The organism is Actinomycetota bacterium (genome assembly GCA_005774595.1).
Classification (GTDB): Bacteria; Actinomycetota; Coriobacteriia; order Anaerosomatales; family D1FN1-002; genus D1FN1-002.
This window is the reverse complement of sequence record VAUM01000293.1, coordinates 1-2,410: the sequence shown is the minus strand read 5'-3', so window position 1 is coordinate 2,410 and position 2,410 is coordinate 1. Positions and strand designations below refer to the sequence as shown.

The window sequence follows — 2,410 nt, the reverse complement described above, 5'->3', positions numbered from 1 at the left end:
TATAAGGGGCAGGTGCGGCAGCTGCTCGCGGTGCTGCAGCGCCTCGTGGACGCGGGCAACACCGTGCTCGTCATCGAGCACAACCTCGACGTGGTGAAGTCCGCCGACCGTGTCATCGACCTCGGGCCCGAGGGCGGCGATCGCGGCGGGGAAGTGGTGGCCGTCGGCACGCCCGAGGAGGTCGCGCGCGTGAAGGGCTCGCACACGGGGCGGTTCCTCGCGCCGGTGCTCGCGGGACGCGGCGCGTCCGTGGCGCCCGAGCGCGGAGGCGCGGCGCCGAAGAAGCGCGGGGCGGGCCGGAAGGGGAGCGCGAAGTGAGCGCGCGCGGGGGCGTGCGCCGCACGCGGCGCGTGTGGGCGTTCGCGGTCGCCGCGGTGCTCGTGCTCGCGGGCGTGCTCGGCGTGCTCGCGACGCGCGGGCACGAAGCGTCGGCATCGGCTCCCGAGCCGACGGGGTACGACCACTTTTGGAAGCTCCAGGGGATCGCGAGCGGGGAGATCGGACGGAACGTGCGCGTCGTCGAGACCTCCGACCTGCGTCTCTGGAGTTCGGCGGGCGACTACTCCGGAACGCTCGCGTACGCCGACCGCGTCGGCGCCGAGTCGGGGGACACCTTCTCGCAGGGCTCCCGGATCGACCTCGTGCTCAAGGGGGTGCGGACCGCGGGGCGCCACCTCGTCGCGGGCAGCTTCGTGGGTACCGCGACGCTGACCCTGAGCGGTGCGACGTCGCCCGAGGCCGGCGCGCTACCGCCTGCGAGCGGGGTGACGGCGCGGGGCGTCGTGACGTATCGGGTCATCGGCCGCTGGGTCGCGGAGATCGACGGCGACGTCGTCTCGGGCGAGTTGCTCTACGACAGCGCGGAGCCGGTATCGGTGCGTCCGGGCGACGCCCTCACCCACGACGCTTCATGGTTCAACCGCCTGTCCGACGAGTTCCCCGACAACCTCGGCGCGCCCCAGACCTTCGCGGTGCGCCTGCTCGACGCGGCGCCGGCGTCCGCGCGCGACTGAGACCGCCGCCCATGCCTGCCCGCGCTCCCAAGGTCGCCCCCGAGCTCTCCCGCCAGGCCGCCGGCGCGCCCGACGCCCCCGGCGTCTACCTGTGGAAGGCCGCAGACGGCACCGTGCTCTACGTCGGCAAGGCGAAGTCGCTGCGCAAGCGCGTGCGCCAGTACACGGCGCTGGCCGACGAGCGCGCGTCGGTGCCGCTGCTCATGGCTGAGGCCGCGCAGCTCGACTGGCTCGTCACCGATTCCGAGGTCGAGTCGCTCATCCTCGAGGCCAACCTCATCAAGGAGCACCGGCCGCGCTACAACGTCGACTACCGCGACGACAAGACGTACCCGTTCATCGCCGTCACGCTCGCCGACCCGTTCCCGGCGATCAAGTACACGCGCGAGAAGCACCGCGGCGGCGTGCGCTACTTCGGCCCGTACACCGACGCCAAAGCCGCGCGCGAGACCATCGACACGGTGCGTCGCATCCACCCGATCTGCCGCGCGACCTGCGCGGAGTGGAAGCGCGTCAACGCTCGTAGCGGCGCGCCGGTGGGGCGGCCGTGCTTCGACCGCCACGTCGGCAAAGGCCCGGGCCCGTGCGTGGGCGCGATCACGCGCGAGGAGTACGCGGAGACCGTCGCCAAGGTGCTCGCGTTCCTCGAGGGGCGGCAGCAGCGCGCGCTCGACGACATCGAGCGCGAGATGTACGCGTCCTCGGCCGAGCTCGACTACGAGCGCGCCGCGCGCCTGCGCACGTCGCTCGACGCGGTGCGCAAGGTGCTCGAGCGCCAGCGCATCGTCTCGGAGTCGCCGATCGACGCCGACGTCGTGGGCGTCTGGCGCGAGGAGACCGTCGCGGGCGTGCAGGTGCTCGTCGTGCGAGGCGGGCGCGTGGTCCTCGGCAACGAGATCGTGCTCGACAAGGGGCTCGACGTGCCGCTGGAGGAACTCGTCGAGGGCTTCCTCGTGCGCTACTACTCCGAGGCCAGCCACGTCCCGCGTGAGGTGCTGCTGCCTGCGCTGCCGTGCGATCCGGAGCCGGTGGAGGAGTGGCTCGCGGGGCTGCGCGGCGCCAAGGTCGCACTGCGCGTGCCCGAGCGCGGCGAGAAGCGCCGCCTGCTCGAGATGGCCGAGACCAACGCGCGTCACACGCTCGCGCGGTTCATCCACCGCACGCGCTACGACGAGCAGCGCACGAACGAGGCGCTCGCCCAGCTCGAGAGCGCGCTGGCGCTGCCCGCGCCGCCGCTGCGCATCGAGTGCTTCGACATCTCCACGCTGCACGGCCGCCACTCCGTCGGCTCGATGGTCGTGTTCACGGGCGGGCGCGCCGACCCGGCCGCGTACCGCCGGTTCCGGGTGCAGCTCGCCACCCCCCAGGCCGACGCCGCCGCGCGGCGGCCGGGGGCG

Annotated in this window: 2 protein-coding genes and 1 pseudogene; all 3 read left to right on the top strand. The window is 73.5% G+C overall.

The features are described from left to right. A pseudogene (locus FDZ70_09280) lies at positions 1-231 on the top strand (hypothetical protein). An 83-nt stretch (positions 232-314) separates the two neighbouring features. Further along, positions 315-1,013, top strand: coding sequence for a hypothetical protein (locus FDZ70_09275; protein TLM70162.1), 699 nt, complete (start codon positions 315-317; stop codon positions 1,011-1,013). Further along, a partial coding sequence (gene uvrC / locus FDZ70_09270) for an excinuclease ABC subunit UvrC (GenBank protein TLM70161.1) occupies positions 911-2,410 on the top strand: 1,500 nt, incomplete at its 3' end. The genes FDZ70_09275 and uvrC, both read left to right, overlap by 103 nt.